Consider the following 24,814-nt stretch of genomic DNA (forward strand, 5'->3'; position numbering starts at 1 on the left):
GGGCATTCAGGCGTGGTCGATGGCGGCTTGGGTGATCTGGCGGGCGTGCTGGTCGGCGGCCAGCAGGCCCTCCAGTGTATCGGCGGACGCGGAAGGCAGTGTTGAAAGAGCGTTAGCCACCAGCCCTGGAATCGCTAGGAAAGCGATCCGCCCCTGAAGAAACGCTGAAACAGCTACTTCATTGGCCGCATTGAGCACCGCCGGGGCAGTGCCGCCGGCGGCCATCGCCTGCCAGGCCAGGCCCAGGCAGGGGAAGGCGTCGGTGTCGGGGGCCTCGAAATCCAGCCGGCCCTGGCTCAGCAGGTCCAGCCCGCCCACCCCGGATTCGATGCGGTGCGGCCAGCCCAGGCCCACGGCCAGGGTGGTGCGCATGTCCGGCAGGCCCATCTGGGCCAGGGTGGAGCCGTCGACGAATTCGACCAGCGAATGCACCAGGCTCTGCGGGTGCACCAACACTTCGATGCGCTCGCCGGGGATGTTGAACAGGTGGTGGGCCTCGATGACCTCCAGCCCCTTGTTCATCAACGTCGCCGAATCCACCGAGATCTTCGGGCCCATCGACCACTTCGGGTGGGCAACTGCCTGGGCCGGGGTGACTTCGGCCAGCTCGGCCCGGCTGCGCCCGCGGAAGGGGCCGCCGGAGGCGGTGAGCAGGATCCTGCGCACGCCGGCCTGGTCCAGGCTGGCGTCGCGCGAACGCAGGCACTGGAAGATGGCGCTGTGTTCGCTGTCGATCGGGATGATCTCGGCCCCGGCGGCGGTGGCGCGCTGCATCAGCAGCTCGCCGGCCAGGACCAGCGATTCCTTGTTGGCCAGCAGGATCCGCTTGCCAGCGCCGGCGGCGGCCAGGGTCGAGGACAGCCCGGCCGCGCCGACGATGGCGGCGACCAGGGTGTCGCATGCGTCGCTGGCGGCCAGCTGGTCCAGCGCGGCGGCGCCGGCATGCGCCTGGGTGTCCAGGCCGGCGGCGCGCAGGCCATCGCGCAGTTCCGCATACAGCGCTTCGCTGGCGATCACCGCATGCGCGGGCCGGTGGAGCGCGCACAGCGCGACCAGCGCCTGCACCTGGGTGCCGGCGGCCAGCACGGTGGCGCGGTAACGGTCCGGGTGGCGCGCGATCACGTCCAGCGCAGATGCGCCGATCGAGCCGGTGGCACCGAACACGGCGACCCGGCGGGGGGCGGTAGTGCTCTGCATGCTCAGAATCCGAAGATTTCCTTGCCCAGCGCGAACACCGGCAGCGCGGCCAGCACGCCGTCGATGCGGTCCAGCACGCCGCCGTGGCCCGGAATGATGTGGCCCGAGTCCTTGGCGCCGGCATGGCGCTTGAGCAGGCTTTCGTACAGGTCGCCGAGTACCGAAGCGAACACGGCGACCACCGTGGTGATGACCAGGCCGACCACGTGGCCAGGCGCGACCCCGGCGATCCAGCCGAACACCAGGGCCACCAGCAGGCCGGCCAGCATGCCGCCGCCCAGCCCTTCCCAGGTCTTGTTGGGGCTGATGCGCGGGGCCAGCTTGGTGCGGCCTAGGGTGCGGCCGGCAAAGTAGGCGCCGGAATCGGCGGCCCAGACCACGGCCAGCGCGGTCAGCAGCCACAGGTGGCCCTTGTCGCCGCTGGCGTGGATCAGCACCAGCGAGGCCCAGGCGGGCACGATGGCCAGGGTCCCGGCCAGCAGTTTGAGCGACCGCGCCGGGCTGCCAGGTTCGGCGCCGAAGGTGAAGAAGCGCAGCCACAGCAGGGCCAGCAGCCACCAGCCGATGCCCACCAGTGCGGCGATCTGGTACAGCACCAGCGTGCCGGCGTCGGCCCACACGATCAGCACCATCAGCACCAGGTTGAGCACCAGCAGCACGGTGCGGGCCAGCGTGTCGTCCACGTCGGCCAGCTTCAGCCATTCCCACAGGCCGATCAGGAACACGGCGGCGGCGGCGGCGGCCAGCCACTGGGTGGGCAGCAGCAGGATCGCGGCGATGGCGACCGGCGCCATGATCAGCGCGGCGATGACTCGGGTTTTGGTCATGGGGTGGACGTCTCGGTGGCCAGGGCGGCGATCTGGGCGCTGGTCAGGCCGAAGCGGCGTTCACGTGCAGCGTAGGCGTCGAGCGCCTGCTGCAGGATGGCGGCGTCGAACTCGGGCCACAGCACCTCGGTGAACCACAGTTCGGTATAGGCCAGCTGCCACAGCAGGAAATTGCTGACGCGGGTGTCGCCACCGGTGCGGATGAACAGATCCGGGGGCGGCAGGTCGGCCAAGGCGACGCGGCTGCCCAGCAGCGCTTCGTCGATCTGTTCGGGCAGCAGGCGCCCGGCCGCGACCTCGGCGGCCAGTTCGCGTGCGGCCCTGGCGATGTCCTGGCGGCCACCGTAGCTGGCGGCGATGCTCAGGGTCATGGCGGTATTGCCGGCGGTGCGTTGCTCGGCCAGCTGCATGCGGCTGACCAGCCCGGCACCGAAGCGCTCGCGTTCGCCGATGAAACGCACGCGCACGCCGCGGCGGTGGAGTTCATCCACCTCGCGGTCCAGTGCATTGAGGAACAGCTTCATCAGCGCGTCAACTTCGTCGCTCGGCCGGCCCCAGTTTTCGCTGGAGAAGGCGAACAGCGTGAGCGCGGCGATGCCACGCTCCAGGCAGAAATCGATGGTGCGGTTGACCGCGCGCGCGCCGGCCCGGTGGCCGATCACGCGCGGACGACGGCGCTTCTGCGCCCAGCGTCCGTTGCCATCCATGATGATGGCAACGTGGCGGGGCACGGCGGCGGTGGAGCTGCTGGTCGGGGCCTGGGTCATGCTCAGACCGCCATCAGTTCCTTTTCCTTTTCGGCAACCACACTGTCGACGTCCTTGATGGACTTGTCGGTCAGCTTCTGGATGTCGTCTTCGCCGCGCTTCTTGTCGTCTTCGCTGATCGACTTGTCCTTCAGCAGGGCGGCGATCGCCTTGTTCGCATCCTGGCGGATGTTGCGGATGGCGATCTTGGCGCCTTCGCCTTCCTTCTGCACCTGCTTGCCAAGCTCGCGGCGACGCTCTTCGGTCGGCGGCGGCAGGTTCAGGCGGATGACGGTGCCGGCCACGTTGGGGGTCAGGCCGAGGTCGGAGGCGTAGATCGCCTTCTCCACGTCCTTGATCATGCCCTTGTCGAACAGGGTGATGACCAGCGAGTGGCCTTCGGAGACGCTGATCGAGGCGACCTGGTTGAGCGGCGTGTCGGTGCCGTAGGCCTTGACCGTGATCCGGTCCAACAGGGCCGGCGAAGCACGGCCGGTGCGGATGGAGGTCAGGGTTTGCTTCAGAGCATCGATGCTCTTTGCCATGCGCGTCTGCGCGTCCTGCTTGATTTCGTTGAGCATCGCCCGAATCCTGGGTGTCACTGGGAATCGGGCGATTATAGGCGAAATGGGGTGAACCAAGGTCCGCGCTGAACGGGCGGGTGCCGGCCGTGGCCGGCGCGCCGGTCAGGTGGCGTCGCGGCCGCGCACCAGGGTGCCGATGTTCTCCCCGTGCAGGATCTTCAGCAGTTCGCCCGGCTGGCCCATGTCGAACACGCGCAGCGGCAGGTCGCTGTCGCGGGCGAGGGCGAAGGCGGCGGTGTCCATTACTTCCAGGCCACGGCGGATCACTTCGTCGTAGGTCAGGCTGTCGAAGCGGACCGCATCGCTGTGCTTGTTGGGGTCCTTGTCGTACACGCCGTCGACCTTGGTGGCCTTGAGCAGCAGGTCCGCGCCGATCTCGATGGCGCGCAGCGCGGCACCGGAATCGGTGGTGAAGAACGGGCTGCCGACGCCGGCGGCGAAGATCACCAGGCGGCCCTTTTCCAGGTGCCGGATGGCGCGGCGGCGGATGTAGTCCTCGCACACGTCGTTGATCTTGATGGCGCTCATCACCCGGGCCTTGGCGCCCAGCTTCTCCAGCGCGTCCTGCATGGCCAGCGCGTTGATCACGGTGGCCAGCATGCCCATCTGGTCGCCGGTGACGCGGTCCATGCCGCCGGCGGCCAGGCCGGCGCCGCGGAAGATGTTGCCGCCGCCGATGACCAGCGCCACTTCGGCACCGGCCTGCTGCGCTTCGATCACTTCACGCGCCAGGCGGTTGATGACCTTGGGGTCGATGCCGTAGTCCTCATCCCCCATCAGTGCCTCCCCGGAAACTTTCAGCAGGATGCGGCGATAGGAAAGATTGGACATGGTGGCCTCTGGATGCGTGGAAAACGCGGGAATTCTACTGGATGCGGCGGCACTCGGCGTGGAAAATCTGCTGCACTGCGGCGCAGCCCTGCCACAGCGGTGGATCGCCGCTTCCTGACTCCATTCAGGCCGTGGCGGTTCCCGGTGAACGCGCAATCACGCGGTTGCGCCCCAGGTTCTTGGAACGGTACAGCACGTCGTCTGCGGCCTTCAGCAGGTCCTGAACATCGGCGAAACGCTCATAGCCGCCCTGGGTGGCCACGCCGGCGGAGAAGGTGACGAACAGCGGGCCGTCGGCCACTTCTGCCATGGGGGTGTTGACGATGCTGGCCAGCACCCGGCGCACCACGTCCAGCGCCACCAGCTCGGTGGTGTTGGGCAGCAGGGCGATGAATTCCTCGCCGCCGAAGCGGGCCACGGTATCGCTGTTGCGCAGGTGTTCCTGCAGCTGGGTGGCGAACTCGCGCAGCACCTGGTCACCGAGCAGGTGGCCGTGGGCGTCGTTGATCTTCTTGAAATCGTCCAGGTCGATGAAGGCCACCGACAGTGGCCAGCCGTGCCGCGTGGCGCGCAGGAACTCCTGTTCCAGCACGGCCTCGAGCTGGCGGCGGTTGAGCACGCCGGTCAGGGCGTCGCGGTGGGCCTGTTCGGCCAACCGGTTGGCGCGTGCCTCGAATTCGTCGGCGCGCTGGCGGGCCAGGGCGGCATCCTGCATTTCGCGCAGGTTGCGCAGCGTCGCCAGCTCCTGGGCATGGTCGATCAGCTGCTGCACGCGCGCAGGCGAAATCAGCGTGGTCTCGAACAGGGCGCTGATCTCGGGCAGGGCTTCGCCGATCCGGGCCAGCACCTGGTCGAACTGCGCGCTGTCCAGCTTGAGGGTCTCGTTGACCTGCTGCAGGGCATGTTCGCGGGCAGCATCGGCGTCGGCGCTGAGCCAGATGTCGGCGACCGCGCCGGACAGGGCCACGCAGGCCTGGAAGTTGTCCTCGGCCGCGGCCGGCGATTCGCTGCGGGCGATGGCGTCCACCAGGTAGCGCGGCAGGTCCCACTGTTCGGCCATCCACGCGCCTACCTCGGCATGGGTGCAGTCCAGGTGCTCGCGTTCGAGGGCGATCAGGGCCTCGTTGTCGCGGGCCTGGCGCAGCAGCGGCAGGTAGCGCTCGGGCTCGCTCTGGGCCAGCACGAGCACGCCGATGTCCTGCAGCAGGCCGGCCAGCATCAGCTCTTCGGCCTTGCGCAGGCCGCGGGCCTGGCCGAGCAGGCTGGCCGCCAGCGCGCTGAGGATGCTGCGCCGCCAGGCGCGCTCGCGCACGTCCTGGCCCTGGCCGGGGGCGGTCAGGTCCTGGGTGACGGTGAAGCCCAGGGCGAGGCTGACGGTGGCGTTGAGCCCCAGCATGGTCAGTGCCTGGCCGAGGTTCTCGATCCGGCGGCGGCTGGCATACAGCGGCGAATTGGCAATGCGCAGCATGCGCGCGCTCAGCGCCATGTCGATGGCGATGACGTCGGCGGCCGTGGTGATGTCGGTTTCCGGATCCTGCGCCAGTTCGATGATGCGCAGGGCAATACCGGGCGGCGAGGGCAGGTTGCGGCAGAGCGCCAGGGCGGCTGTCAGCTCGGGAGGCATGGCGGGAATACTGAGGTGATGTGGCAAGAATACATGGTGTGCGTCACAGATTTGAGTGTTGGTGCTTGCGTTGTGGGAAATGTTGCCTGCGACAGGTGGGGGTCGAGGTGCCTTTCGATGCAAAACCAACGGGCAGATCGTGCGGCGGTGGGGCAATGAGCTCTTTGGTACCACATCCGCTGGCGGATGGGGGAGTGGCACGAGTGGCGTCCGCTGCTGCAATGCGGTGGGTGGCGCGGGTACCATGCGGCCTCCAATGAAAAAGGATGGACCCCATGGCCGTAAAGTCGCTTCAGGAATTCCTCGCCAGCACGCACGAAAAAGATGTCAGTGCGGATGCATTCGAGCTTGAGAGCCCGCACATGCTGGAGATACGGGTGAACGGCATGGTCTGGGCCAAGGCCGGTTCGATGGTGGCGCGCAAGGGGGCGGTGAAGTTCACCCGCCAGGGGCTGCTGGAGCAGGGGCTGGGCACGCTGCTGAAGAAAATGGTGAGCGGTGAGGGGCTGCAGCTGATGAAGATCGAGGGGCAGGGGCGGGCCTACCTGGCCGATGCGGGCAAGCAGGTGACGCTGCTGCGGCTGGCGGGCGAGTCGATTTTCGTCAACGGCAACGACGTGCTGGCCTTCGAGACGGGCATCGAGTCCAAGATCACCATGATGCGCAAGGTGGCAGGCATGCTCTCGGGCGGGCTGTTCAACATGCGCCTGAGCGGGCACGGGATCGTGGCGATCACCTCGCATTACGAGCCGCTGACGCTGCCGGTGACGGCGCAGGGCGGCCCGGTGTTCACCGACCCGAACGCAACGGTGGCCTGGTCGGGCTCGTTGACGCCCGAGATCGTCACCGACATTTCGCTGGGCACGCTGGTCGGGCGCGGATCGGGCGAAACCCTGCAGCTGCGCTTCGCCGGCGAAGGCTGGGTGGTGGTGCAGCCGTACGAGGAAGTTACGTTCCAGGCGAAGGGCTGAGGATCGCTGGCCACAAAAAAAGCCCGGCTTGCGCCGGGCTTTTTCGTGTCATCGCTTGAGGCGATGGATCAGGCCAGGCCGGCCTGCTTCATCACTTCGGCGGCGTAGTCTTCCACCACCTTCTCGATGCCTTCGCCAACAGCCAGGCGCTTGAAGCCGATCACGTCGGCGCCGGCGGCCTTGACCACCTGCTCGACGGACTGGTCGGTGTTCAGCACGTACGGCTGGCCGTACAGGGTGACTTCGTTGACGATCTTGGCGATCTTGCCGCTGATGATCTTCTCGAGGATGTCGGCCGGCTTGGACTTGTCCTTGTCGGACATCTTGGCCAGTTCGATTTCCTTTTCCTTGGCAACGAACTCGGCCGGCACGTCGGCAGCCTTGTTGTGCGGCGGGTTCATGGCAGCCACATGCATGGCCAGGCCACGCGCCAGCTCGGCGTCGCCGCCGGCCAGTTCAACCAGCACGCCGATGCGGCCGCCGTGCACGTAGGCCGCGACGTTGTTCGACGATTCCAGGCGGACGATGCGACGCACGTCGACCTTTTCGCCGACCTTGGCAATGACCGCAGCGCGGGATTCTTCGACGGTTTCGCCCGACGGCAGCTTGGCGGCCTTCAGCGCATCGATGTCGGCAGCGCCCGAGCTCAGCGCGACCGATGCAACGGCCTTGGCGAAGTCCAGGAAGTTGCTGTCCTTGGCGACGAAGTCGGTTTCGGAGTTGATTTCGACCAGCACGGCCTTGTTGCCGTCCTGTGCCGACACGATGATGCCTTCGGCAGCAACGCGGTCAGCCTTCTTGTCGGCCTTGGCCAGGCCCGACTTGCGCAGCCACTCGGCCGAAGCGTCGATGTCGCCGCCGTTTTCGGTAAGTGCCTTCTTGCACTCCATCATGCCGGCGCCAGTGCGCTCGCGCAGTTCCTTGACCAGGGAAGCAGTGATTTCCACGGGAATTCCTCACGAAAGAAAGGGGTTGGGCCGGCATCGTGGCCGGCCCATGTGACAGCATCCTGTCATCGCGCCAGTGGCAGCGGACAGGAGCGGTGGACGCCAGGCGCCCACCGCGGGCCTGGATCAGGCCTGGGCTTCGCCCTTGTCGGCAGCAGCCTTCTTGGCCGGAGCGCGGCGGGCCGGCTTGGCTTCTTCGGCAGCCGGGGCGTCGGCGAACTCTTCTTCACGGACGGTGGCAGCGTGCGGAGCAGCAGCCTTGCCTTCCAGCACGGCGTCGGCAGCGGCGCGGGCGTACAGCTGCACGGCACGGATGGCGTCGTCGTTGCCCGGGATCGCGTAATCGACCAGTTCCGGGTTGTAGTTGGTATCGACGACAGCGATCACCGGGATGCCGAGCTTCTTGGCTTCCTTGATGGCGATGTCTTCGTGGCCGATGTCGATGACGAAGATCGCGTCCGGCAGGCGGTTCATTTCCTTGATGCCGCCCAGCGAGGCTTCCAGCTTGTCACGCTCGCGACGCAGGCCCAGCACTTCGTGCTTGACCAGCTTGTCGAAGGTGCCGTCGGTTTCGCCGGCTTCCAGTTCCTTCAGGCGGGCAACCGACTGCTTCACGGTACGGAAGTTGGTCAGGGTGCCGCCCAGCCAACGCTGGTTCATGAACGGCATGCCGCAACGCTCGGCTTCTTCGCGGATCGACTCGCGGGCGCTGCGCTTGGTGCCCAGGAACAGGATGGTGCCGCGCTTCTGCGCGACGCTGGAAATGAAGTTCATCGCGTCATTGAAGAGCGGAACGGTCTTTTCCAGGTTGATGATGTGGATCTTGCCGCGGGCGCCGAAGATGTACTGGCCCATCTTGGGGTTCCAGTAACGGGTCTGGTGGCCGAAATGGACGCCGGCTTCCAGCATCTGACGCATGGTGACCTGGGGCATTGCAATACTCCTGATAGGGAACCGGCCGCCGCGGGTAATAGAGGGCGGTCCGCCGCAAGGCGGGGGGTTCCGGGGTTTGGCTTCCCTGTCGCTTCCGTGTCCGAACTCCTCGCGGAGCACCCCGGCACGGATATGGGCGGCAGGTGTGGATTCACCGGTGACGTCCGGTGTTGACGGGTTTCCTGCGCACAGGGCGCGAAGAAATCCGGTCGATTATAGCCCGGGCCGGCGGTCCGGCGCAATTGGCGGGCTGGCGGCCGGGATGTCGGCCGGTTCCGCGTCGCCGATCCGGGCCCGGAAACGGCCCCCGGCATAGGCTGTGGCGGGGCCGGGCAGGGCCCACAGGCGGGTGCTGCCGGCGAGGACATAGCCGGCCAGCTCGGGGAGCAGCAGCGTGGCGCGTCCGTCGGGGCCAATGAAGGTCAGGTCCGCCAGCCGCGCGTGGCCGGTGCCGCCATTGTAAAGCGCCAGCAGGGCGTGGCCGGCAGCGTCGCGAAGGTCAGCGGACAGGGCGGGCGCCGGGCGCGGCTGCGGCCCGGCCACGAACACCGGCAGCGACACCTGCAGCGGCGGGCTGGCGGGGCCGGCCCGGAGCACCAGCCGGTAGCCCTGTTCAGCGGTGGGGGCGGCGCCGATCCGGACCACCCGTACCCGCTGCCGGGCGTTTGGTGCCAGCGCCAGCCGGGTCGGGCTCACCACCACGTCCTGCGCCGGGGTCAGGCGTTCGGCGTCGGCGCTCTGTTCCCACCGGTACAACCGCGCCTGGCCCGACCACGGCTGCGCCGTCTCGTTGTGCAGCCACAGTTCGGCGTCCTGCTGGTCCGGGCGCAGCGCAACCCGCAGCGGGGAAATGTCCAGCGCCTGCGCGGCGGCCGGAGCAAGCAGCGCCAGCAGCAGGCAGGCGCGGATCAGAAGGTCAGGGTGAGCCATGGCCGGCGGGCGTCTTCGTCGTCTTCGTCCGCCGGGGTCAGCTGCTGCACCTGGGGCGGGGCCGGGATTTCCTCGTCGCTGCGTCGGTGTGCGCTGCGGCAGCTGGCACGCGCTGCGTCTGCGTCCAGTGCGCACGCCTCCACGATCCGCAGGCGGACCTGCAGCGGCGCATTGGCCGCGTTGGCGGCAGACAGCAGGGTGGTCAGCGCCACGCAGGTGGCCAGGCGGGCGCGGCGGCGTCGGTTCATCCGGATCGGCAGCGGGGGGTCGTTGGGATATCGGCCCGGCGCTGGCGGTCTTGAGGGGTGCGACTCAGTAGGTGATCGTCACCTTGATCTGGTCGCTGTAGCTGCCGGCGGCCACTGCGCCGACCGTGGGCGGTGCACGCCCATATACGGTCAGGGTCTGGGCGCTGCCGGTCCCCGTGCCCGAGACCAGGTCCACGTTGGCGGTGCTGCCCCAGCGCTGGGTGCGGGTGCTTTCGCGGTACAGCGCATAGGGAATGAAAAAGGCCGGGTTGGTGGTGTGCCGCATGCGCCGCACGCTGCCGTTCGCGTACAGGCCGTTGTCCAGCGCGATGGTGTAGGCGGTGCGGTTGAGGCAGGTCAGGCCGATGGTCGACGTGCGGTCGATGTTGGCGGTGATCGTGCCGGCACTGGTGCCGAAGTCCATGTCGGTAGTGACATAGGCACTGCACTGCGGCAGCACGGTGGCGGTGACCGTGAACGGGAAGCCGCCGGTGGCGGTCTTGTGGCCGCTGACGCCGGTGGCCGTGGTGCACGCCGCCGGCGCGGTGGCCGTGCCCAGCAGGACCTCGTTGTAGGCATATTCCAGGCGGACGTCGGCACCGTTGAACGCGGTGCTGTAACTGCCGGCCGCCAGCGTCTGGCTGGCTGGGATGCGACCGTAGATGGTCACGGTGACCGCGCCGCTGCCGCCGGTGAGCAGGGGCACCGAGTAGTTCAGGTCCACCACCTGCGGCCCGGGCGAGGTGCCGGGGGTCAGACCCCATATGGTGCTGTAGGCGGCGCTGGTGAACAGCTGGAAGCTGAGCGGATCTGCGGTGGTGTTGGTCATCCGCCGCAGCGGTGAAATGGCCACGCCGGTGCTGCCCACGCCGATGCCGATGCAGGCGCGTACCGACGCCGTTGCCAGCAGGCTCAGCGCGGCGGTGTTGCAGGTGATGGTGAACGTGGTGGTGGTGAAGCTGGGCGCAGCGGCGGCGTTGCCGACGTTGCCGAAGGCGGCCGTGACCGGGGTGGTGGTGGTGCAGGTGGTGTCGGCGCGGGCCACGCCGGCGCCCACTAGCCCGGCCAGTGCCAGCAACCCCCCCAGCAGCAGGCGCAGGCTCATGGCCCGGCTCCGGCCACGCAGCGCAGCGGCCCCAGCCGCAGCGCGGCGCTGCCCGGCGCCGGGCTGACCGGCACGCGCACTTCGCAGCGCCCGTCATCGGTGTCCACCTGCAGCACTGCCTGGGCCGGCAGATCTTCCAGGTAGACCTCGCCGTCGTAGCCCACCGTAGCGCTGCGCTGGTCCGGCAGCCGCACCTGGCTGCCGGCGGGCACGGGCCGGTCCTGCGCGTCGTGCAGGACCAGTGTGATGGCGCGGGTGCGGCGCAGTCCGAAACTGACCCCCAGCCCGGCGCTCTGCCGCGGCGTCACCAGCGTGTCCACGCGGTCGGCACGCATGTCGGCCGGCAGCTCCAGGGTGTCGATCGAAATCCGGTTGCGCTGCCAGGACAGCAGCGGGGTGACCAGCAGCATGCCGTCGTCGTCGGTCACCCCGATCACCCGGTTTTCCAGGCGGACCGGTACGCCGCCCACGCCGTTGGTGGAGACCACCGCGAACGCGTCGGGTACCTCGCGTGCGGCGAACAGGTGCCCCCCCATCCAGACCACGCTGCCGCTGGCGTTGGCATAGGCGAAGTTGGCATCGCCCTGGCGCGCCGCGCCCAGCGAGTAGCGGCCCACCCGGTTCAACCAGCCGGCTTCGACCAGCCCCCCGGTGCCGTCATCGCCCTGCCGGGCCTGCACCCGCCAGCCGTAACCGCCCTGGCTGCCATCGCCGGGCACCGGCTGGGATACATCCACCGTGTACAGGTTACGGTCGCCATTGCGCTGGGCGGCCAGGTTGCTCTGGCGGTTGTTGCCCAGGCTGGCCGACACCGACAGGTACACGCTGCGGTCGGCGTTGTCGTCCAGGTTCTGGTTGAACGAGGCGTAGGCCGACCAGCGTTCGGAGAACGTGCGGTTCCAGAACACGCTGGCGTAGCGGCGGTCATCGCCATCGGGGTAGGACAGGCGCAGGTAGCTGGCGCTCAGCGAGCCCAGCCGGCCCAGGCTGGCACCGGCGGTGACCTGGTCGGTCACGTCCGGTGGCAGCGCACCCTGCAGGCTGCCCAGGTCCTGGAAGTCGCCATGCGTGCGGCGGGTGGCCGCATTGAGGTTGAACACCCGGTTGTTCCAGCTGTACCCCAGCGCCCACTGGCCTCCCTGCAGACCGTCCCTGCGGCTGTGCGCATAGGACGCGTTGACGACCCCGGCCTGGCCCAGCTGCCACCAGCCGCCCGCGCCGGCGCTGGCCACGCCGCCGCCGCCTTCGGCATGCAGTTCGGCGGTGAAGCGGTTGCTGACCCCGCGCCGCCAGGTGGCGCTGCCCACGGTGGCACTGTCGTAGGCGAACGAGCGGATGCCGTAATCGCGACGCATCCGGCCCACGCCAGCGGACCAGTCCGAGAGGCCTTCAGCCAGCAGCTGCTGCGTGCCATAGAAGGCAAAATCCAGGGTCTGCATGCGGCCGTAGGCATCGGTGATCACCACCTGCGCATTGCCGGTGCCGCTGATGCCCGGCTGCGCGGCCAGCTGGAACGGCCCCACCGGTACCTCGCCGTTGTACTGGCGAAGGCCGTCGACATAGAGCTCGACGTTGGACGGCACCACGGCCTCGCCCAGGAAGCTCGGGGTGGGGGTGAGCACGCGGTAGGGCTGCAGGCCGTAGTTGCGCCCGATCTGGATGCCGCCCATCCGCACCGGGCGGCTCCAGTCGACGAAGCCGCTGAAGAAGTCACCGACGGTCAGGGTCAATGCGTTGTCGGGAAAATCCAGTTGCCACGCACTGTCCAGGCGCACGCTTTCACCGCGCCAGTCGCTATGGCCATCCTGGTAGGTGCGCAGCAGCTGGCTGCTGCGCAGCACGCCGCGGCCCATGCCGAACACCCGCCATTCGGTGGTGAGCGCCAGGTTGCCGGCGTCCTGGTTGTGGGTGGCATAGACGTCATAGTTGAGCAGGGCGCCTGGCGAGGCACTGGCCGTCGGGGTGCTCTGGGTGGCGGCCCCCACTTCGGTGACCGGCAGGTTGAGCTGTTCGAGGGGGATTTCCAGCGCCAGCGTTTGCAGGGAGGCGTCGTAGCGCATCACCAGCCCGCTGAGCTGGTCCAGTGCAACCGGCGCGCCGTCAGGCGCGGCGAAGCCGAGCTGGCGCAGCACGGGCGGGTCGGCGCGCAGCTGTCCCGCCAGTTCGGTGAACGGCAGCAGGCCGCGGGGGCTGCCGTTGAGGGTGACGTCCAGGTACAGGGTCTGCGGTGCGGTCAAGGGCGTGGGCGCCGGCAGCATCACATCATCGGCGGCCCCCGGTTCGGCGCTGGCGGCAGGCAGTTCGGCCGCCCATGCCGGTGCGCCCGGCATTCCAGACGAGACCGCGCCGGCAGCCAGGGCGACGCGCACGCAGGCCTCAGCGAGCCGGTGGCGTCGGGGACAGGGGCGTGGCTTGCGCGCCGCCATTGATCTTCGCCGATAGCGTGGCCCCGGCCAGCCGCGTCGCAGGAATATCCAGCGGCCAACGCATGGTCTGGCCGCTGAGCACGTAGCCGATCAGGCCGGGCTGGAAGACCTGCGGGCGATCCAGCGGACCTACCGCCAGATCGGCCAGTTGCGCATAGCCATCGCCACGGTTGTGCACTTCCAGCATCACCTTGCCGTCGGGTTGGACACGCACGGCGCTCTGCAGGTCGGGCTTGCCTGCGGCGCTGCCATCGGGCTGGATGAACACCGGCAGCGAGTAGCGCAGCACGAACTGCATGCCCTGGCGGTTGGGGTCCAGCGTGGGCACCTCGTCGACGATGACCCGGTACGACAGCTGTGCGTCGGGCGCTTCCGGCTGGGCGCGCACGACGCGGATCAGCTGCTGCTGTCCGGCCGCGAGCGACTGCATGGGCGGGCTGACCACCAGGTCTGAGGTGGGGTCGAGCTGGTCGCGGCCGTCGCGCTGGGTCCAGCGGAATACGCGGGCCTGCACGCTTACCGGGGCCGACCCGCTGTTGCTGACCCACAGCGCTTCGGCGTTCTGGCGGGCGCTGAGCTGCAGCGAGGTAGGCGCAACCTGCAGGCTGGCGGCCCGCAGGCCAGGCATGCCAAGCACTACCAGCAATGCACAGGCGCAGACAGCCGCCGTGGAGCGCGGTACGCGCCCCCGTTCGAGTGCTGACATGGCGGCCTCAGTACGAGATGGTGGCGGTGACCGTGTCCTGGTAGGTACCGGTGGCGGCGTTGTTCACGCTGGGATTGGCCACCTGGCCATAGATCGGGTACGCCTGCGCCAGGCCGGTGCCGGTGCCGGCCACCGTGTTGGTGCCGGTGGTCGCGCCCCAGACGTTTGCACGGCCCGCATCGGAATACAGCTGGTAGCCGACGAAGTTGTTGGTGGTCACCGCCGCATCGGTGTTGCGCATGCGCCTGGTGGTGACGTCATTGGCGGTCGCGGCGTTGGAGCCGGCATTCAGCGCGATGGTGTACGGCGTCAGCGCCGAGCACTGCGCGGTGACCGAGCCCTGGGCGTTGGACGGGGTGGTGGCGGTGGACAGCGCCGTGCCGAAATCGACATCGGTCGCGGCGGCCGCCGTGATCGTGCAGGCCTTGGTGATGATGATGCGCACGTTGAAGGTGGTGGTGTCGGCCGCCATGGCGGGCGAGGCCAGGGCCACCAGGCCAAGGCTGAACAGCAGGGGACGCGGGGCGCGAAGGAATCGCATGGTCTTCTCCTTGGACGGGGGTCCTGGATGAACGAATCGATGCCGGCGTACTGCAGGGGGAGGGCGCCAGGGGCGGCGCTGACCCCCTTATAAAAGCGATGTTGTAGGGGGGGTGTGAGGAAAACTGGCCGGTTTTCACAGTTTTTCCGTTCCCAGCCCGCCCAAGCCCTGCCGCTGTGGGGCTTCGACCCGAACGTGGGCTGTCAGCGTTCCAGCCCTTCCCGTTCAGAATGGCCCCGGATCGGCGATAATGGGCGCCATGAGCGTGAATCTGAAAACCCCCGAGGAAATCGAACTGATGCGCGTCGCCGGCCGCCTGGCCAGCGAAGTGCTCGACATCGTCACCCCGTACGTCAAGCCGGGCGTGACGACCGAAGAGCTGGACCGCATCTGCCACGACCACATCATCAACGTGCAGAAGGCCACGCCGGCCAACGTCGGCTACCGTGGCTTCCCGAAGACGGTCTGCACATCGGTCAACAACGTCATCTGCCACGGCATCCCCAGCGAAGCCAAGGTCCTGAAGGACGGCGACATCGTCAACATCGATGTCACCGTGATCAAGGACGGCTGGCACGGCGATACCAGCCGCATGTACTACGCCGGCACGCCATCGACGATGGCCAAGCGCCTGGTCGACACGACCTACGCGGCCATGTGGGCCGGTATCCGTGCGGTGAAGCCGGGCGCGACGCTGGGCGACATCGGCCACGCGATCCAGTCGCTGGCCGAAGCCGAGCGCTTCAGCGTGGTCCGCGAGTACTGCGGGCATGGCATCGGCAAGGTCTACCACGACGAACCGCAGGTGGTGCACTACGGGCGTCCGGGCCAGGGACTGGTACTGCAGCCGGGCATGACCTTCACCATCGAGCCGATGATCAATGAAGGCACCCGCTACAACAAGGTGCTTCCCGATGGCTGGACCGTGGTCACCAAGGACCGCAAGCTGTCGGCGCAGTGGGAGCACATGATCGCGGTCACCGAGACCGGCGTGGATGTGCTGACCCTCTCGCCCGGCGAATCGCAGGTCTGAGCATGTTGCCGGCGAGCCCGACCCTGGACGCGCCGGCCGACGCCGTCGCCGACCCCGAGTGGGCGGCGGAGGCTCGCCAGACCCTGCAGCAGGCCGACGCGCGCCTGTACCGGCGCTTTGACCAGAACGACAACATCGAGCGTCTGCTGGCGCTGCGCGCCCGCGCTGCCGACCATCTGATCCGGCTGGCCTGGCAGCGCTGCGTGCCGGCCGATGCCGGGCTGGCGCTGTTTGCGGTGGGCGGCTACGGGCGCGGTGAGCTGTTCCCGCGCTCGGACATCGACCTGCTGGTGCTCGGCGCGCCCGAGGCGCAGCGTCGGCATGAAGCGGCCTTGGCCCGCCTGTTCGCGCTGCTGTGGGATTGCGGCCTGCCGGTCAGTCATGCAGTGCGGTCGGCACAGGAATGCGTGCAGGCCAGCGCCGACCAGACCGTGCTCACCGCCTTGATCGAATCGCGCCCGCTGGTGGCCGACGAAGCGTCACGCCAGGCGCTGAAGCAGGCCGTCAACCGCGAGGGCCTGTGGCCGCCGCGCGAATTCTTCCTGGCCAAGCGCGACGAACTGCTGGCCCGCCACCAGCGATTCGGCGACACCGCCGACAACCTGGAACCGGACATCAAGGATGGTCCGGGCGGGTTGCGCGATCTCAATACGCTGGGCTGGATGGCACTGCGCGCGTTCGGCGTGCGCGAGCTGGAAGCGCTGGTCGGGCTGGGACACCTCGGCCCCGATGAAGCCGTTGCACTGCGCCGTGAGCGCTGCGCGCTGGCGCAGCTGCGGTTCGGCCTGCACCTGGTGGCCAACCGCCCGGAAGAGCGCCTGCGCTTCGATTACCAGAAGACCCTGGCCGCGCGGCTCGGCTTTGCCGACGACGTGGAGAGCCTGGCGGTCGAGAAGATGATGCAGGGCTTCTACCGCAGCGCCACCGTGGTGCGGCGGATCAGCGACCGCCTGCTGCAGCGCTTCGAAGAACAGTTCGACGGGGAGGCCGTGCCCGAACCGGTCAGCGTGGGCTTTTCCTTGCGCCGCGGCTACCTGGCCGCCAACGACCCGCAGTGGCCGCAGGGCGATATCGAGCAGGTGTTCGCGCTGTTCTCCAGCTGGGCCTACAACCCCGACGTGCGTGGTCTGCACTCGCTCACCGCGCGGGCCTTGGCCGAAGCGCTGGCCGAGCTGCCGGCGTACACCGAGGCCAGCACTGCCGCGCGCGAACAGTTCATGACCCTGCTGCGCAGCCCGCGCGCGGTGGATACGCTGGCACGCATGGCCCGCCTGGGCGTACTGGGACAGTGGATTCCCGCCTTCGCCCAGGTGTCCGGGCGCATGCAGTTCGACCTGTTCCACGTCTACACCGTCGACCAGCACACCTTGATGGTGCTGCGGAACATCGGCCTGTTCGCCACCAGCCGCGCCGACGAGCGCTTCTCCATCGCCCACGAGGTCTGGCCGCGGCTGCGCAAGCCGGAACTGCTGCTGCTGGCCGGGCTGTTCCATGACATCGCCAAGGGCCGCGGCGGCGACCATTCCGAACTCGGCGCGGTGGATGCCCGCGACTTCTGCCAGGCGCATGCGCTGAGCGGTTCCGATACCGACCTGGTGGCCTGGCTGGTCGAGCAGCACCTGCGCATGTCGGTCACCGCGCAGAAGCAGGACATCTCCGACCCGGACGTGATCCACCGCTTCGCCACGCTCGTGGCCAGCCGCGACCGCCTCGACTACCTGTACCTGCTGACCTGCGCCGACATCGCCGGCACCAGCCCCAAGCTGTGGAATGCGTGGAAGGATCGGCTGCTGGCCGACCTGTACTTCGCCGCGCGCCGGGCGCTGCGCGATGGCCTGGAAAACCAGATGCCGGCCGCCGAGCGCGTGCTGGAGGCGCGCGAGAGCGTGCGCGCGCTGGTGCGCGAGCGCGGCTACGACGACGCCACCATCGACCGCCAGTTCACCGTGATGCCGGATGAGAGCTTCATCCGCCTGCGCCCCGAGCAGCTGGCCTGGCAGGCCGCCGCGCTGGTGCCGGTCAAGCAGGGCCAGACCCTGGTCAAGGTGCGCCGGATCACCCCCGACGACGATGCGCTGGAAGTGTTCGTGCACTCGCCCGACCGCGACGGCCTGTTCGCTGCGATCGTGATGACCCTGGACCGCAAGGGCTATGGCATCCACCGGGCACGCGTGCTGGATGGCCCGGTGGACACCATTTTCGATACCTTCGAAGTGACCCCGGCCGACAGCTTCGCCGATGGCGATGCACCGCGGCTGGAAGCGGCGCTGCGCGAGGCGCTGGCCGGCGACCTGTCGCGGCTGCGTCCGTCGCGGCGGGTGGTGCCACGCCAGCTGCGCCATTTCCGCTTCGCCCCGCGCATCGAATTCCGCGATGCCAACGACAACGACACCGGAGGCACCCGCTTCAGCCTGGTCGCACCCGACCGCCCCGGGCTGCTTGCCGATGTCGCCTTCGTACTGCGCAACCAGGGCCTGCGCGTGCATGACGCGCGCATTGCCACCTTCGGCGAACGCGCCGAAGACATGTTCGTGATCAGCGATGAGCACGACCACCCCCTGACCGAAACCGCCCGGCAGCAGCTGCATGACGCCATGCTGCGCTGCCTGGACCCTGATCGAAACGCCGGAGACCCCCACTGATGGCCACCAAGCCTGCCAAGAAGACTGCCGCCAAGACCGCGGCGGCCAAGAAGACCGTTGCCGCTGCCCCGGTCGTGAAGAAGACCGCTGCGAAGAAAGCCGCGCCGGCCGTGAAGAAGGCGCCGGTCAAGAAGACCGCGGCCAGCAGTGCTGCGGAAACGGCGGCCAAGCGCGCCGAGAACATCGCGCGCAAGTCGCTGCGCAAGCCGGCCACCCCGGGCGTGGAAGAACTCAAGTTCGGCATCGAAAGCGCCTTCGAGCGCCGCGCCACGCTGACCCTGCATGAAATCGAAGGCTCGACCAAGCCGCTGGTCGGCCGCGTCATCGATGGCCTGGAAACCGGCGAGTTCCGCGTGGCCGAGCCGGATGGCCACGGTGGCTGGAAGGTCAACGAGTGGCTGAAGAAGGCGGTGCTGCTGTACTTCCGCGTGAATGACATGGCGGTGGTCGACGCGCGCCCGGCGCCGTTCTGGGACAAGGTGGAATCGCGCTTCGCCGGTTTCGACGAGGCCAAGTTCCGCCGGGCCGGCGTGCGCGTGGTGCCCGGTGCCATCGCGCGCCGCGGCAGCTACTTCGGCAAGGACGTGGTGCTGATGCCGAGCTTCACCAACATCGGCGCCTACGTCGGCGAAGGCACCATGGTCGATACCTGGGCCACGGTGGGCTCGTGCGCGCAGATCGGCAAGCACTGCCACCTGTCCGGCGGTGCCGGCATCGGCGGCGTGCTCGAACCGCTGCAGGCCAGCCCGACCATCATCGAAGACCATTGCTTCATCGGTGCACGTTCGGAAGTGGTGGAAGGCTTCGTGGTCGGCCACCACAGCGTGATCGGCATGGGCGTGTTCCTGGGCCAGAGCACCCGCGTGTACAACCGCGCCACCGGCGAGATCAGCTACGGCTCGGTGCCGCCGTACAGCGTGGTGGTGTCCGGCCAGCTGCCGTCCAAGGACGGCTCGCACTCGCTGTACTGCGCGGTCATCGTCAAGCAGGTCGACGCCAAGACCCGCAGCAAGACCAGCGTCAACGAGCTGCTGCGCGGCCTGGCCGACTGATGCGGTGACGCAATCGGGGCATCGTCAGGATGCCCCGATGACGCTTTCACCGCGAGCTGTGGTGCGGCTTCGCAAAGCCGGTCACAGCTTGACGCACGCATTGCCCACCGCCCGTGCTCGCGTGCCTATGCTGCGCTTCCCCAGGCAGAAGGCGCTTCCGTGGAAAACGTCAGCAATGCGGTGTCGGTGATCCGCTATCCGATTCAACCGCTGCCGCAGGTCGCTGCGGATCGTGCAACGGTCGACAACGCGATTCTACCGACTGGCATTTACAACCTTCCGGGCTTCGCCGGCATGCCCAACGTGCCTGCCGGCGAATATGGCGTGCGCCTTACGCAGGCCGACTACGTCATTTCAGCGCTGTATCAGAAGATCGTGAAGCACGGTGATCTGTCCACGATCGACGCGGACCTGGATACGATCGCGCGCGTGATGTCCGGCAGCGTCGGCTTTGGCGACACCGAAGACGAACAACGCGCCTCCAACATCTACATCGGCAAGGCGCTCAACATCCTGTGCCAGCAGGTGCGCCGTACGTCCGGGCCGCCCTGCGATGGAAATCGTCTGCTGCGCGCGACCCAGCGCTGCGTTGAAACGATCCGGGCCCGCCAGGAGTTCACCCTGGAAAACGCCAGTGTGATGATGTTCCACCTGGGGGAGCTCATCAACCATCCGCCTCTGCAACGCTGCTGCAGCGCGACGATCACCGACCACCTGGCCCCGATCTTCGAAACCCTGCTGCGGCAGCATCCGATCCACGCCATCGAGGGTGCGACGCTGGCCTTCGGTCTGGTCAGCGCGCTGCGCGCGTCCGAGCATCTGATGACGCGACCGCAGGGCGCGACCCTGCCACGCCCCGCCGCCGACAGCCTGTTGTTGACCGTGCCGTCGCTGCTGGAGGCGCAGCCGGATCTTCTGCTGGGGTGGGAAAGCCGGACCCTGGCCCTGGTGGCCAAATACGGTGTGCAGTACCTGCGGCGGCTGGCGCAGCTGAGCCGGGGCCGCGGGCGCCTGGTCCAGGGCAACGCGCTGCAGATCAACGCAGCGCGCGTGCTCAAGCCGATCATCGAGGAAGCCCGCCAGCCGTCGCGGCGGATATGGGACCAGCGCGATGGCGACTACCGCGGCCTGGGCCAGGACAAGCAGCTCCGGGACTACCTGGCCTATGCCACGCATTACTACTGCCGGTGGCTGACGCAGCAGCCGGAATGGGTGCAGTCGCGGTTGACGCTGCAGGAGGCGCCGCGCCAGGTCGCCGACAACCCGGCCAATGGCCGCAGCTTTGCCAACGTGGTGCAGCGGGGCAGCGGCGTGGCGACATTCACAGAGCAGGCGTATCCCGTCCCCGCACCGTTCGTCGCAACACCAGTGCGCCGGCCGCGGTCCACCGAGATTACCCACTTGGAACCCCCCAGTGCGCTGGCCCGGTTCAGCCAGGCCGCCGGCGATCTGGTCCGGCTCGCCGAGGACGCAGACCGCTTCGACCGCGAAGACGCGGTATCGGCCACCAACGCATTGATCGTTTCGATCGAGGCGGGGCGGACCGCCTTGAACGACGCCTCCCGCGTGCAGATGCTGCTGGACATGGACGCGGTGTGCATGCGCCTGTATGCGGCCGATCCGTTCGATGCTCCGCAGTACCGGTGGCAACTGTCCAGCATGCGTGGCTTCCTGTCCTCGCAGCTGGCGCTGCTGGTGGATCGGGAAGGACGCCCGCTGATGGGGACCGACGTGCCGTTCGACTCCGGCCTGTCGTCGTGGCAGCGCTCCCTGCTCACCGAACTCAACAAGTACGATGCATCGTCTGACCTGGATGCCGGAGCCTCGGCAGGGCAGGGCTATACTGGAAGCCAGTACCCATGACCCACTGTCGGCAATGACCACCACCGTTTACGGATTGAAGAACTGCGATACCTGCAGGAAGGCCAGCAAGTGGCTGGACCGCTTCCAGGTGCCGTACACCTTCGTCGACTACCGCGACGTCAAACCCAGCCCGGAAACGCTGCTGGACTGGGCGGCCCAGGCCGGTGGGTTCCCGGCGCTGGTCAACCGTTCCTCCACGACCTGGCGGCAGCTGCCTGAGAACCGCAAGGCGGCGGCCTCCGACGCGGAGTGGAAGCTGCTGCTGCGCGAGTACCCGCAGCTGATCAAGCGTCCGGTCGTCGTGAGCGCGGACGGCGTGATGACCCAGGGCTTTTCCGACAACGGGTTCAAGCAGCGGTTCGGAGTGGGCGCATGAACGACGTTGTTGCACTGACCTGCGACCTGATCGCCCGGCCGTCGGTGACGCCGGAGGATGCCGGTTGCCAGGCGCTGCTGGCCGGGCGCCTGCAGCAGGCCGGCTTCACCTGCGAACACCTGCGCCTGGGCGAGGTCGACAACCTGTGGGCCACGCACGGGCAGGGCGCCCCGGTGCTGGTGCTGCTGGGCCATACCGACGTGGTGCCGAGTGGACCGGTCGAGGCGTGGACCAGCGATCCGTTCGATCCGCAGATCCGCGACGGCGTGCTGTATGGGCGCGGCGCGGCCGACATGAAGGGTAGCGTGGCCGCGTTCGTGGTGGCCGCCGAGCAGTTCGTGGCCGCCCATCCGGACCACCCCGGCACGCTGGCAGTGCTGCTGACCAGCGATGAAGAAGGCGATGCCATCGACGGCGTGCGCCGGGTCGCAGAGCTGTTCCGCGAGCGCGGCCAGAAGATCGACTGGTGCATCACCGGCGAGCCGTCCTCCACCGCCGTGCTCGGCGACCTGCTGCGGGTTGGCCGGCGCGGCAGCCTGTCGGGCACGCTGACCGTTCAGGGCGTGCAGGGTCACGTGGCGTACCCGCACAAGGCGCGCAATCCGATCCACCTGGCCGCTGCGGCGCTGTCCGAGTTGACCGCGCGGCATTGGGATGATGGCTTCGAAAGCTTCCCGCCGACCAGCCTGCAGGTGTCCAACATCCACGCCGGCACCGGCGCCAACAACGTGATTCCCGGCGAGCTGCAGGTGCTGTTCAACCTGCGCTACAACCCGCTCTGGAACGCGCCGAAACTGGAGCAGGAGATCACCGCGCTGCTGGACCGGCATGGCCTGGAGTACCGGCTGAAGTGGCACCGCAGTGGCGAACCGTTCTACACCCCCGAAGGTACCCTGCGCGGGGTAGCCCGCGAGGTGCTGGGCGAATTCGCCGGCGCTGCGCCGGAAGAGAGCACCGGCGGCGGCACCTCGGACGCGCGCTTCATCGCACCGCTGGGCGCACAGTGCATCGAAGTGGGGCCGGTCAACGCCAGCATCCACCAGGTGGACGAGAACGTGTCGGTGGCCGACCTGGAGAAGCTGCCGGAACTGTACCGGTGCCTGATCGAGCGCCTTCTCACCGAAGGTAGAGCCGACTGTTAGTCGGCTGCTCTACGCGCGCCGAAGGTAGAGCCGACTGTTAGTCGGCTGCTCTACGCGCAGATCCAAGGTCCCCGCAGCGGCCGGCAGCCGACTAACAGTCGGCTCTACCCTCGGCGCTACCTTCGGCTCCGCCGGCATCAGGCCACGATCAATCCAAACGCGGCCAGCGCTGCGCCTGCCTGGCGCGGTGAAATCACCGCCTTCTTGAAATGTTTGCTGTCCATCACGTTGAGCCCGGTGATATCAGCACCGCGCAGGTCGGCGCCGTCGAAGCGGGTCAGGCGAATCTGCGCGTTGCGCAGGCTGCCGCCCTCGAACACGGCATCGCGGAAATCGCAGCCGGACAGCTCCGCATCGGAAAAATCCATCCCCTGCAGCGTGGCCTTGCGGAACGACAGCCCACGCAGGTCCGCACTGACCAGAAGGCAGTCGCGAAACTCCAACGCCCAGCCGGTCACTTCCTGCAGGTGCGCGCCGGTCAGCTTGCAATCCTCGAACCGGACCGATGACAGCGTGGCGCGGCGCCAGTGGCTGTTGTTCAGATCGCAGTGCGAAAACACCGCATCGCTGAGCAGCGCCGAGCTGAAATCGCACTCGCCGCCGCGGCATTTTTCCCAGCGGCTTTCCTCCAGCGAGGCGGCCAGCCAGGACGTGCCCGCTACCGAGCAGCGCGTGAACTGGAAACCGTCCATGTCCAGCCGCGAGAAATCGGCATTGTCGAAGCGGCAGTCCTCGAACACGGCCGCACGCGGATGCGCGGCGACGATGGCCTGCATGCGGGCGCGGGAGAGGGTTTCATCACGGAACGTGGCGGTACTCATGCCGCCCATTCTGGGCGAAGCGCGCGCCCGCCGGCAGACTTGAAGGTCGCCGGCGAGTGTGTACAGCCCGGTTCAATCAAACGTCCAGAACGCCGGTTGGATGCCCTTGCGCCAATACGATTCACCGGCCAGGAAGAACTTCTGTGCCTCGGCCTTGGCAAACCATCCGGCGGCCGCCGCCTCATCCCGCGGCACCCCCGGCGGCGCACGGCCCAGGAGCAGGCCCGTGAAGTACTGGCCGAACACGTTGCCCTGCTGGGCGGCCTTGCGGTACCACTGCAGCGCCATCGCAGGGTCGCGTTCGATGCCCAGGCCCATGCCCCTTTCGTAAAGCGCGCCCAGATCCACCTGGGCCTGGGCATCGCCGCGCGCCGCGCGCCGCTGGATGTCGACCACCAGCGGGTGCAGTGCACCGGCCTGCGGGGCAATCGCGGCGGGCAGGCCCGAACTGCTGGTCGAATAGCGCTGGTAAACCGTGGCGCGCAGGTCCCAGCGCAGTGCCGCGGCCGCGTGGCCACGTTCGCGTTCGAATTTTGCAAGCGACAGCATCGCGCCCGGACTGCCGTGGTTGGCCGCGGCGAGGTACCAGCGCCCGGCCCTGCGCGGCGACGCGCGCAGCACCGGGGGCGACGTGTCTTCAGGGCGACGTCCGGTATACATCGCACCGCTGGCCCAGATCCGCCCCAGCGCTTCTTCCGCAATGGTATTGCGGAAACTCCAGGGCGTGGCGGCGGCAGCGCGCTCATACCAGTCCAGCGCCCGGCGGTCGTTCCAGCGTTCGTAACGTTCGGCCAGCTCCAGCATGCCCTCGATGTCGCCGCGCTCGGCGGCAGTGAGCCACTTCACTTCGGCATCGCTGGTCGGGCGGTTGGGGGCGGTGGTGCAGGCGGCCAGCGCCAGCAGCGCCAGCGCGGAAAGCGACAGGCGGAAACGAAGGGGATTCATCCGTGAGTTCCAGGAGGCAGGCGTGGATTATCCGGGCCGGGGCACGTCAGGGGCTGAATCGGTTGCGCCCGCAACAGTTGCGCCACGGCCAGAACAACGGTACGGTCGATCCATGTCCACGCTCCTGGCCACCGCCGTCACCACCAACAACCGCAATAACCTGCGCGCGAATAATCGTGCGCGGCCAATGCGGGACTGCGACCAGGGCTAGAACAAGCAACATACGCCCGGACCCCAGAAAACCCGCATCGGCCGATGCGGGTTTTTTTGTTTCTGGCCGGTCGAATGCAGGCATTACGTGTATTCCCCCATCATCAGGAGCTT

23 protein-coding genes are annotated in these 24,814 nt (G+C 68.1%); 7 read left to right on the forward strand and 16 right to left on the reverse strand.

The window, feature by feature from the left end:
- Positions 1-6 precede the first annotated feature (6 nt).
- From SOM39_RS16050 to SOM39_RS16075, 6 genes are all read right to left on the reverse strand, one after another.
- The gene (locus tag SOM39_RS16050; RefSeq protein ID WP_210131476.1) at positions 7-1,197 is read right to left on the reverse strand and encodes a 1-deoxy-D-xylulose-5-phosphate reductoisomerase; all 1,191 of its coding nucleotides are present in this window, start codon (positions 1,195-1,197) and stop codon (positions 7-9) included.
- Positions 1,198-1,199: 2 nt separating this feature from the next.
- Positions 1,200-2,024, reverse strand: coding sequence for a phosphatidate cytidylyltransferase (locus tag SOM39_RS16055; RefSeq protein ID WP_068850477.1), 825 nt, complete (start codon positions 2,022-2,024; stop codon positions 1,200-1,202).
- Entirely contained in the window at positions 2,021-2,791 is a 771-nt protein-coding gene (gene uppS / locus SOM39_RS16060) for a polyprenyl diphosphate synthase (protein WP_068850479.1), read from the reverse strand. Before uppS ends, SOM39_RS16055 begins: the two co-directional genes overlap by 4 nt.
- A gap of 2 nt (positions 2,792-2,793) precedes the next feature.
- A complete protein-coding gene (gene frr / locus SOM39_RS16065; protein WP_068850481.1) occupies positions 2,794-3,351 on the reverse strand; it encodes a ribosome recycling factor in 558 nt (185 codons plus the stop codon).
- A 105-nt stretch (positions 3,352-3,456) separates the two neighbouring features.
- Complete coding sequence (gene pyrH, locus SOM39_RS16070) at positions 3,457-4,185, reverse strand: UMP kinase (RefSeq protein ID WP_068850483.1); 729 nt, start codon at positions 4,183-4,185, stop codon at positions 3,457-3,459.
- Between the two features lie 124 nt (positions 4,186-4,309).
- Positions 4,310-5,809 carry a GGDEF domain-containing protein gene (locus SOM39_RS16075; RefSeq protein ID WP_068850486.1) on the reverse strand — a complete coding sequence of 500 codons (1,500 nt, stop codon included), beginning with the start codon at positions 5,807-5,809 and terminating at the stop codon, positions 4,310-4,312.
- Positions 5,810-6,084: 275 nt separating this feature from the next.
- Between SOM39_RS16075 and SOM39_RS16080 the strand changes: the two genes are divergently transcribed.
- A complete protein-coding gene (locus SOM39_RS16080; protein WP_320458894.1) occupies positions 6,085-6,780 on the forward strand; it encodes an AIM24 family protein in 696 nt (231 codons plus the stop codon).
- Positions 6,781-6,848: 68 nt separating this feature from the next.
- On the opposite strand, the gene tsf is transcribed toward SOM39_RS16080, so the two are convergent.
- The 8 genes from tsf to SOM39_RS16120 all read right to left on the reverse strand — a co-directional run bounded on the left by tsf (position 6,849) and on the right by SOM39_RS16120 (position 14,616).
- Positions 6,849-7,727, reverse strand: a complete 879-nt coding sequence (gene tsf / locus SOM39_RS16085) for a translation elongation factor Ts (RefSeq protein WP_068850491.1) — start codon at positions 7,725-7,727, stop codon at positions 6,849-6,851.
- Between the two features lie 126 nt (positions 7,728-7,853).
- The gene (gene rpsB, locus SOM39_RS16090; RefSeq protein ID WP_068850494.1) at positions 7,854-8,660 is read right to left on the reverse strand and encodes a 30S ribosomal protein S2; all 807 of its coding nucleotides are present in this window, start codon (positions 8,658-8,660) and stop codon (positions 7,854-7,856) included.
- A gap of 213 nt (positions 8,661-8,873) precedes the next feature.
- Positions 8,874-9,590, reverse strand: a complete 717-nt coding sequence (locus SOM39_RS16095) for a fimbrial biogenesis chaperone (protein WP_184127265.1) — start codon at positions 9,588-9,590, stop codon at positions 8,874-8,876.
- The gene (locus SOM39_RS16100; protein WP_068850497.1) at positions 9,569-9,838 is read right to left on the reverse strand and encodes a hypothetical protein; all 270 of its coding nucleotides are present in this window, start codon (positions 9,836-9,838) and stop codon (positions 9,569-9,571) included. Before SOM39_RS16100 ends, SOM39_RS16095 begins: the two co-directional genes overlap by 22 nt.
- Before the next feature lie 64 nt (positions 9,839-9,902).
- Complete coding sequence (locus tag SOM39_RS16105) at positions 9,903-10,937, reverse strand: spore coat U domain-containing protein (RefSeq protein ID WP_320458916.1); 1,035 nt, start codon at positions 10,935-10,937, stop codon at positions 9,903-9,905.
- 2 nt (positions 10,938-10,939) lie between these two features.
- On the reverse strand, positions 10,940-13,273 hold the full coding sequence (locus tag SOM39_RS16110) for a fimbria/pilus outer membrane usher protein (protein ID WP_320458917.1): 2,334 nt from the start codon (positions 13,271-13,273) through the stop codon (positions 10,940-10,942).
- 46 nt (positions 13,274-13,319) lie between these two features.
- Positions 13,320-14,075 carry a molecular chaperone gene (locus SOM39_RS16115; protein WP_320458895.1) on the reverse strand — a complete coding sequence of 252 codons (756 nt, stop codon included), beginning with the start codon at positions 14,073-14,075 and terminating at the stop codon, positions 13,320-13,322.
- A 7-nt stretch (positions 14,076-14,082) separates the two neighbouring features.
- Complete coding sequence (locus SOM39_RS16120; RefSeq protein WP_068850508.1) at positions 14,083-14,616, reverse strand: Csu type fimbrial protein; 534 nt, start codon at positions 14,614-14,616, stop codon at positions 14,083-14,085.
- Between the two features lie 259 nt (positions 14,617-14,875).
- Here SOM39_RS16120 and map point away from each other — a divergent pair, with 259 nt between their 5' ends.
- The 6 genes from map (at position 14,876) to dapE (ending at position 22,724) form a co-directional block, all read left to right on the forward strand.
- Positions 14,876-15,649, forward strand: coding sequence for a type I methionyl aminopeptidase (map, locus tag SOM39_RS16125; protein ID WP_210131471.1), 774 nt, complete (start codon positions 14,876-14,878; stop codon positions 15,647-15,649).
- 2 nt (positions 15,650-15,651) lie between these two features.
- A complete protein-coding gene (locus tag SOM39_RS16130; RefSeq protein ID WP_320458896.1) occupies positions 15,652-18,291 on the forward strand; it encodes a [protein-PII] uridylyltransferase in 2,640 nt (879 codons plus the stop codon).
- On the forward strand, positions 18,291-19,343 hold the full coding sequence (gene dapD, locus SOM39_RS16135; protein WP_320458897.1) for a 2,3,4,5-tetrahydropyridine-2,6-dicarboxylate N-succinyltransferase: 1,053 nt from the start codon (positions 18,291-18,293) through the stop codon (positions 19,341-19,343). The genes SOM39_RS16130 and dapD overlap by 1 nt, the downstream gene beginning before the upstream one ends.
- Positions 19,344-19,502: 159 nt before the next feature.
- A complete protein-coding gene (locus SOM39_RS16140) occupies positions 19,503-21,206 on the forward strand; it encodes a hypothetical protein (RefSeq protein WP_320458898.1) in 1,704 nt (567 codons plus the stop codon).
- Between the two features lie 13 nt (positions 21,207-21,219).
- A complete protein-coding gene (locus tag SOM39_RS16145; protein WP_320458899.1) occupies positions 21,220-21,582 on the forward strand; it encodes an arsenate reductase in 363 nt (120 codons plus the stop codon).
- Positions 21,579-22,724: a succinyl-diaminopimelate desuccinylase gene (gene dapE, locus SOM39_RS16150; RefSeq protein ID WP_320458900.1), complete on the forward strand. Its 1,146-nt coding sequence runs from the start codon at positions 21,579-21,581 to the stop codon at positions 22,722-22,724. The genes SOM39_RS16145 and dapE overlap by 4 nt, the downstream gene beginning before the upstream one ends.
- 137 nt (positions 22,725-22,861) lie before the next feature.
- Here dapE and SOM39_RS16155 read toward each other — a convergent pair whose 3' ends face one another.
- Positions 22,862-23,545, reverse strand: a complete 684-nt coding sequence (locus SOM39_RS16155) for a pentapeptide repeat-containing protein (protein WP_068854595.1) — start codon at positions 23,543-23,545, stop codon at positions 22,862-22,864.
- Positions 23,546-23,617: 72 nt separating this feature from the next.
- The gene (locus SOM39_RS16160) at positions 23,618-24,490 is read right to left on the reverse strand and encodes a tetratricopeptide repeat protein (RefSeq protein ID WP_320458901.1); all 873 of its coding nucleotides are present in this window, start codon (positions 24,488-24,490) and stop codon (positions 23,618-23,620) included.
- Positions 24,491-24,814 lie beyond the last annotated feature (324 nt).

It is taken from the genome of Stenotrophomonas sp. CFBP8994 (assembly GCF_034044835.1).
Classification (GTDB): Bacteria; Pseudomonadota; Gammaproteobacteria; order Xanthomonadales; family Xanthomonadaceae; genus Stenotrophomonas; species Stenotrophomonas rhizophila_A.